At 66.1% G+C, this 6,697-nt stretch carries 6 protein-coding genes; 5 read left to right on the forward strand and 1 reads right to left on the reverse strand.

Features of this window, described 5'->3' with window-relative positions:
• The first annotated feature begins 120 nt into the window (after nt 1-120).
• The 5 genes from H9654_RS02900 (at nt 121) to H9654_RS02920 (ending at nt 5,948) form a co-directional block, all read left to right on the forward strand.
• Nucleotides 121-2,391 (forward strand): methyl-accepting chemotaxis protein, encoded by a 2,271-nt coding sequence (locus H9654_RS02900; RefSeq protein WP_191768826.1) that lies wholly within the window; start codon nt 121-123, stop codon nt 2,389-2,391.
• Between the two features lie 55 nt (nt 2,392-2,446).
• Nucleotides 2,447-3,319 (forward strand): CheR family methyltransferase, encoded by an 873-nt coding sequence (locus tag H9654_RS02905; protein WP_042611985.1) that lies wholly within the window; start codon nt 2,447-2,449, stop codon nt 3,317-3,319.
• Nucleotides 3,316-3,912 (forward strand): chemoreceptor glutamine deamidase CheD, encoded by a 597-nt coding sequence (gene cheD / locus H9654_RS02910; protein WP_101099708.1) that lies wholly within the window; start codon nt 3,316-3,318, stop codon nt 3,910-3,912. Before H9654_RS02905 ends, cheD begins: the two co-directional genes overlap by 4 nt.
• Complete coding sequence (locus H9654_RS02915) at nt 3,909-4,982, forward strand: protein-glutamate methylesterase/protein-glutamine glutaminase (protein WP_191768828.1); 1,074 nt, start codon at nt 3,909-3,911, stop codon at nt 4,980-4,982. Before cheD ends, H9654_RS02915 begins: the two co-directional genes overlap by 4 nt.
• Nucleotides 4,983-5,462: 480 nt before the next feature.
• Nucleotides 5,463-5,948: a hypothetical protein gene (locus H9654_RS02920; RefSeq protein ID WP_191768830.1), complete on the forward strand. Its 486-nt coding sequence runs from the start codon at nt 5,463-5,465 to the stop codon at nt 5,946-5,948.
• A gap of 67 nt (nt 5,949-6,015) precedes the next feature.
• Here the strand turns inward: H9654_RS02920 and H9654_RS02925 are convergent, their stop codons facing one another.
• A complete protein-coding gene (locus tag H9654_RS02925) occupies nt 6,016-6,291 on the reverse strand; it encodes a helix-turn-helix domain-containing protein (RefSeq protein ID WP_188324146.1) in 276 nt (91 codons plus the stop codon).
• Nucleotides 6,292-6,697: the final 406 nt, after the last annotated feature.

Consider the following 6,697-nt stretch of genomic DNA (forward strand, 5'->3'; position numbering starts at 1 on the left):
CCCGGTAGGTGTCGACCGTTGGTCGTAATGCCTCTGCAAGGCTCAATTGTCCGCCATCGCGGCCGATAACACGGATGACGCGGCAGATCCGCGCCCCCTTCCCTGTTCTGGTCCCGCTCCATGACGCTCAAGCAACGCTGGCATCGCTACTTCGACAACCTCCCGGTTCGCCGCAAGCTCAACCTGCTCACCCTGCTGATCGCCATCGGCGTCATCGCACTGTCCATCGTCGCTGCGCGCATGCAGTACCTGGACCTGACCGAAACCCGCAAGGAATCGCTGGCGGTGCAGGTGGAACTGGCCGAAGGCGTGCTCAGCCACTACCAGAAGCTGGCGGCCAGTGGCGAACTGACCGAAGCGGCCGCAAAGGCCGCCGCCATCCAGGCGCTCGACGCCATGCGGGCGCAGGACAGCGCGTACTACTACAACGTGCTGGACACGAACTACGTGCTGTTGATGCACCCGTTCAAGCCCGAGCGCGTGGGCAGCGTGCAGAAGGACTACACCTCCGTCGACGGCGTGCCGCTGTACTACCTGCAGGTGGGCATGGCGCGTATCGGTGGTGGCTTCACCTACTACCAGACCAACAAGCCCGGCGCCGAAGCGCCGATCGACAAGGTCACCTATGCGCACATGTTCGCGCCGTGGCAGTGGGTGGTGACCAGCGGCGTGTACATGGACGACGTGCAGGCCCAGGCGTGGACATTCACGCTGATCATGGCGCTGACCGGCGGCATCGTCGTGCTGGTCGTGCTGGCGCTGAGCTGGTTGATCGGCAGCCGCATCGCCACCCCGCTGCGCAAGGCCACCCTGGTCGCCGAAGGTATTGCCGCGGGCAAGCTGGACAACGCCATCGGCGAACAGCCGCACGACGAACCCGGGCGCCTGCTGCACAGCATGGGCCGCATGCAGGACCAGTTGCACACCGTGATCGGCGGACAGCGCGAAATGGCGCGCCGTCACGAAGCCGGCGAACTGGCCTACCGGATCGACGCCGACAGCGTGCCGGGCGAGTACGGCCAGATGGTGCGTGACACCAACCTGCTGGTTGGCAGCCACGTGCAGACCCTGCATGACGTGCTGGCGGTGGTGCAGCAGTACGCCATCGGCGATCTGCGCGCCGACATCGCCCGCTACCCCGGCGACAAGGCCGCCATCACCTCCACCGTCGATGCGGTGAAGGCCAACCTGGGCCGCATCAACGCCGAAATCAAGCGGCTGGCCGCCTCGGCCGCAGCCGGCGACTTCAGCCAGCGCGGCGACGCCGCCGCGTTCGAACACGATTTCCGCGCGATGGTGGAAAACCTCAACGCGATGATGACGGTCAGCGATGACAACCTCGGCAAGCTGTCGGCGCTGCTTTCGGCCATCGCCGAAGGCAACCTGACCGCACGCATGCACGGTGAGTTCCAGGGCGTGTTCGCCCGCATGCGGGACGATGCCAACGCAACGGTCATCCAGCTCACCCGGATCGTCGGCCAGATCCAGGGCGCGACCAGCAGCATCACCCTGGCCGCCGGTGAAATCGCCAGCGGCAACAATGACCTGTCGCGCCGTACCGAACAGCAGGCGGCCAACCTGGAAGAGACCGCAGCATCGATGGAGGAACTGACCTCCACCGTGCGCCAGAATGCCGAGCATGCGCGGCAGGCCAACCAGCTGGCGATCGGTGCGGCCGGCGTGGCCTCGCAGGGCGGCGAGGTGGTCGGCCAGGTGGTCACCACCATGACCTCGATCGAAGCCTCCTCGAAGAAGATCGCCGACATCATCTCGGTGATCGACGGCATCGCCTTCCAGACCAACATCCTGGCGCTGAATGCCGCAGTGGAAGCGGCGCGTGCCGGCGAACAGGGCCGCGGTTTCGCCGTGGTCGCCAGCGAAGTGCGCACGCTGGCGCAGCGTTCGGCCGCAGCGGCCAAGGAGATCAAGAGCCTGATCGATGAGTCGGTCAGCAAGGTGTCCGATGGCTCCGCACTGGTCCACCAGGCCGGCGCCACCATGGGCGAGATCGTCGCCTCGGTGCAGCGCGTGACCGACATCATGGCCGAGATCTCCGCGGCGTCGCAGGAGCAGTCCGCCGGCATCGAACAGGTCAACCAGACCGTGGTGCAGATGGATGAAACCACCCAGCAGAACGCCGCACTGGTGGAAGAAGCCACCGCCGCCGCGCGTGCCATGGAAGAACAGGCGACCCAGCTTGCCGATGCCGTGGCGATCTTCCGCCTGGATAACCAGGTGGATGCCGCAGTGCGCGCAGTCGCTGCCCGCATTGAACGCCCCGCGGTCACGCCCGCGGGCCCGGCGCGCGCCCCGGCACGCACCGCCGCGCGTCCAGCCCCCACTCCGCGCGTGCTGCAGACGCCGGACGACGGCAACTGGCAGGAATTCTGATCCGCAACGGCGCGGGCAGCTGCCCGCGCCTTCGTTCCCGCACTGGACACCCCCTGTGACCCTGCCTGCCTCCCCGATCGTCCGCATCGACAACCGCGAATTCGACTTCGCCGACCGCGATTTCCGCCGCGTCTGCGAACTCATCCACCAACGTGCCGGCATCGCCCTGGCGCCGGCCAAGCGGGACATGGTGTATGGCCGTCTGTCGCGGCGCCTGCGTGCGTTGGGCATGCGCAGCTTCCAGCAGTACCTGGACCATCTGGAAAACGGTGGCGATGACGAATGGCAGGCGTTCACCAATGCGCTGACCACCAACCTCACCGCGTTCTTCCGCGAACCGCACCATTTCGACAAGCTGCGCGAGGAACTGCAGGCACGGGCCGCCACCGCCACCAGCGCCAATCCGCTGCTGCTCTGGTCATGCGCCGCGTCCACCGGCGAGGAGCCCTACTCCATCGCGATCACCGCCTGCGAAGCCTTCGGCACGCTCAAGCCGCCGGTACGGATCGTGGCCACCGACGTGGATACGCAGGTGCTGGCCACCGCTGCGCGCGGCGTCTATGCGCTGGAGCGCGTGGCCTCGTTGGAAACGGATCTGAAACGTCGCTATTTCCAGCGCGGCACCGGCCCCAATGACGGCCAGTGCCGGGTAGTGCCCGCGCTGCGTGAACTGATCGACTACCGCCCGCTCAACCTGCTCGCACCGCGCTTCGACATCGGCGGCCCGTTCACTGCCCTGTTCTGCCGCAACGTGATGATCTACTTCGACAAGCCGACCCAGCGCGACATCCTCGGCCGGCTGGTCCGCCACCTGGCAGACGACGGCATGCTCTACACCGGGCACTCCGAGAACTACCTGCATGCTGCCGACCTGATCCAGCCGTGTGGCCGGACGCTGTACCGCCGTGCGCCAGGAGCACCGACGTGAGTGCCGCCCTGCGCGAAGACGATGTCATGCGCTACTACGACAGCCGCTTCAAGGTCACTGCGGCCAAGCTGCTGCCTACCCAGTACCTGGTGGTGGACGATGACACCGCATTGACCACCATCCTCGGTTCCTGCGTGGCCGCCTGCCTGCGCGATCCGGTGCTGCGCATCGGTGGCATGAACCACTTCCTGCTGCCGGAGGGCAACGTCGGCGATGGTGCACCTGCGCGCTATGGCAGCTACGCGATGGAACTGCTGATCAACGACCTGCTCAAGCGCGGCGCCAACCGCAAGCGCCTGGAAGCCAAGGTGTTCGGCGGCGCCAACGTGCTGAAGGGCTTCACCAGCAACCCGGTGGGTACGCGCAACGCCGAGTTCGTGCGCCAGTACCTGCAGGCCGAGCACATTCCCATCATCGCCGAGGACCTGTGCGGCATCCATCCGCGCAAGATCTGGTTTTTCGCCGACAGCGGCCGCGTGGTGGTCAACCGCCTGCCGCACGCGCACGAAGCCGAAGTGGCCGCAGCTGAATCGGCCGTACGTGCCCGCCTGTCCAAAGCCCCGGTCACCGGCGGCGTGGAGCTGTTCGAATGAGCCTGGAACAACCCTGTCGCGTACTGATCGTGGACGATTCGGCCGTGGTCCGGCAGATCCTCAGCGAGATCCTGGCCAGCGATCCGGGCATCGAAGTGGTCGGCACTGCCGCCGATCCGCTGCTGGCCCGCGAGAAGATCAAGCGGCTGGCACCGGACGTGATCACGCTGGATGTGGAAATGCCGCGCATGGATGGCCTGGCCTTCCTGGAGAACCTGATGCGCCTGCATCCGCTGCCGGTGGTGATGATTTCATCGCTGACCGAGCGCGGCGCGGACACCACGCTGCAGGCGCTGGCACTGGGCGCGGTGGATTTCGTGTCCAAGCCGAAACTGGATGTGACGCGGGGCCTGCAGGGCTATGCCGATGAGATCATCGAGAAGGTGAAGACCGCGGCCCGCTCGCGCGTGCGTGCGCTGGTGCGTGCGTCCGTGGCACCCAAGGTAACGCTGGCATCGCCGGGCGGAGCGAGCGCGCCACGGCCCTCCCAGTTCCGCACTACCGACCGCCTGATCGCCATCGGCGCTTCGGCCGGCGGTACCGAAGCACTGCGCGTGGTGCTGGAGGGCCTGCCGGCCGACGCCCCGGCCGTGGTGATCACCCAGCACCTGCCGGCGACCTTCAGCACGGCATTCGCCGAGCGCCTGGATCGCCATTCGGCGATGGCCGTGCGCGAGGCCGGCGATGGCGAGGCGGTACTGCCTGGCCATGCCTACCTGCCGCCGGGCGGCAAGCACCTGCGGGTGATCCGCGATGGTGCACGCTGGCGCTGCCGGATCGACGACGGCCCGCCGGTGAACCGGCACAAGCCGGCGGTGGACGTGCTGTTCCAGTCGGTTGCGCAGAGCGCCGGCGCCAATGCGATCGGGGTGATCCTGACCGGCATGGGGGATGACGGGGCACGCGGGCTGCTGCAGCTGCGCCAGGCAGGCGCCCCGACGCTGGTGCAGGATGAAGCCACTTCGGTGGTCTGGGGCATGCCGGGCGCCGCGTTCAAGCTCGGCGCGGCCGAAGAACAGCTGCCGCTGGAGAAGATCGCCGAGCGCCTGCTGGCGTTGTCACGCACGTAATCCGGTAGCGCCGATCCATGGTCGGCGGCTCTTTGCGGAAACGCCCGGACACATTTCCAGCTGCGGACAGGTAGTGACGGCCGCTGGCCGTCAGCCCCCTGGTAGCGCCGATCCATGGTCGGCGGCTCTTTGCTGAAGCACCCGGACACATTTCCAGCTGCGGAAAGGTAGTGACGGCCGCTGGCCGTCAGCGCCCTGGTAGCGCCGATCCATGGTCGGCGGCTCTTTGCGGAAACGCCCGGACACATTCTGCCGAGCACGGTTCGGCGCTATCCGTACCCGCGTTCCTCACAGGTCTGCACCGCTTCGGCCCAACCGGTCTCGCGTTACGAAACAGCCGGGGCCATACACAATCGGCTCGGAAGTGAGCCGCGTGCCGCCAACCAGCGTTCGCAAAGTGGATGGCGGAGGGGTGAGAATGCTCCGTGGTCACGACGTGGCCGCTGCACCTTACACACCGCCACAGACAGGAGCAGGCACATGCATGGCGATGACTCACTGCTGTTCCGGACGCACGTAGCGAACCGGGACAATGTCATCTTCCCCTGGTCACTTTCCATCGTGGATTGCTTCTTCATCAGCAACGCGTTCAAAGCGCTGGCGGATGCGGAATTGGAATCGGTAGCGTTGCTGCGTCTCTCTGCGGATGGGACGGAAGCGGAACCCATCGACATACGCGATGCGTACGATCTCTACGACGTAGACACCTTTGCCGGCGGTAGTGAAGTGGTACTGCTCCATCAGCCAACGAGCTCGGCCTGTTACTGGGATCCACACGAACGCTTCGTTGTAGTCGTTGGACCAAAGGCCTTCCTCGACGCGGCAAGGCCCTATCCCGCTGATATCGAAAAGCACTTCTACGTCGAAGCCATGTCGCATTCATCGGCTTGCAGTGACGTCGATTCTCCCGAAGCAGTCTACACAGCGCTCTGCCGTCAGCGCGCTCCACGCTCGAGCAACCTATAGCGCCGATCCATGGTCGGCGACTTCTTGCTGATGCACCCTGATGCTTTTCACCGAGCATGGCTCGGCGCTACCGGACCTGCACCTGCAGTTGCCAGCCTAGCGACTGCAGCACGCGCAGCACGGTGGACAACGGCAACCCGCGGGCATTGCGGAACTGCCGCCGGAACGTGCCGTTGCTCATGCCACAGCTGCGCGCCACGCCGCTGATTCCGCGCTGCTCTGCCATCAGCAGCAGCGCCGCCACCAGGCAGTCGCCATCCACAGGATGTGCATGCAGCCGGGCGTTGAGCTCATCGGCGATGGCGGATTCTGCTTCCTGCGTCGTGGGAGATGCGGTATTCAACGGTGGACCTCACATGCATGGAGGCCGCCTGCGCAGATGCGAAAGGCGGCGGGCGATGCGGGTTGCCGTACCGGATAACCTCACAAAGCGGCGGATCAAAAGATCCCCACGCACCACCCGCCATGGAATCGGCAGGCCAGTGCATGCTCCGTGTTTCCCAAGGGGACCAACAGAGCTGTTTGTGAGGTTTTCCAGGACGGCAATCCCGACCGGTGCGATGGCGCACCAGCACGTCCAGCGTGACCACACGACGACGCACCGTACATGGACGGAGTTGCAATCGGGCCGCTCGGTGCATCGTTGGGCTGATGCGGTTCGCGTCAGTGCCACGGAGTAGCGGGAAAAGGCAGCCGACTGAAGTCGGCTCTACCGTCGGCTCTACCCCCGCGGGGGGGGGGGGGGGGCG

The sequence above is a fragment of the Stenotrophomonas lacuserhaii genome (genome assembly GCF_014836545.1).
Taxonomy (GTDB): domain Bacteria; phylum Pseudomonadota; class Gammaproteobacteria; order Xanthomonadales; family Xanthomonadaceae; genus Stenotrophomonas; species Stenotrophomonas lacuserhaii.

Coding starts and splice junctions, on each gene's coding strand:
- H9654_RS02900 (WP_191768826.1), top strand. CDS start 121: ATGACGCTCAAGCAACGCTGGCATCGCTACTTCGACAACCTCCCGGTT.
- H9654_RS02915 (WP_191768828.1), top strand. CDS start 3,909: ATGAGCCTGGAACAACCCTGTCGCGTACTGATCGTGGACGATTCGGCC.
- H9654_RS02920 (WP_191768830.1), top strand. CDS start 5,463: ATGCATGGCGATGACTCACTGCTGTTCCGGACGCACGTAGCGAACCGG.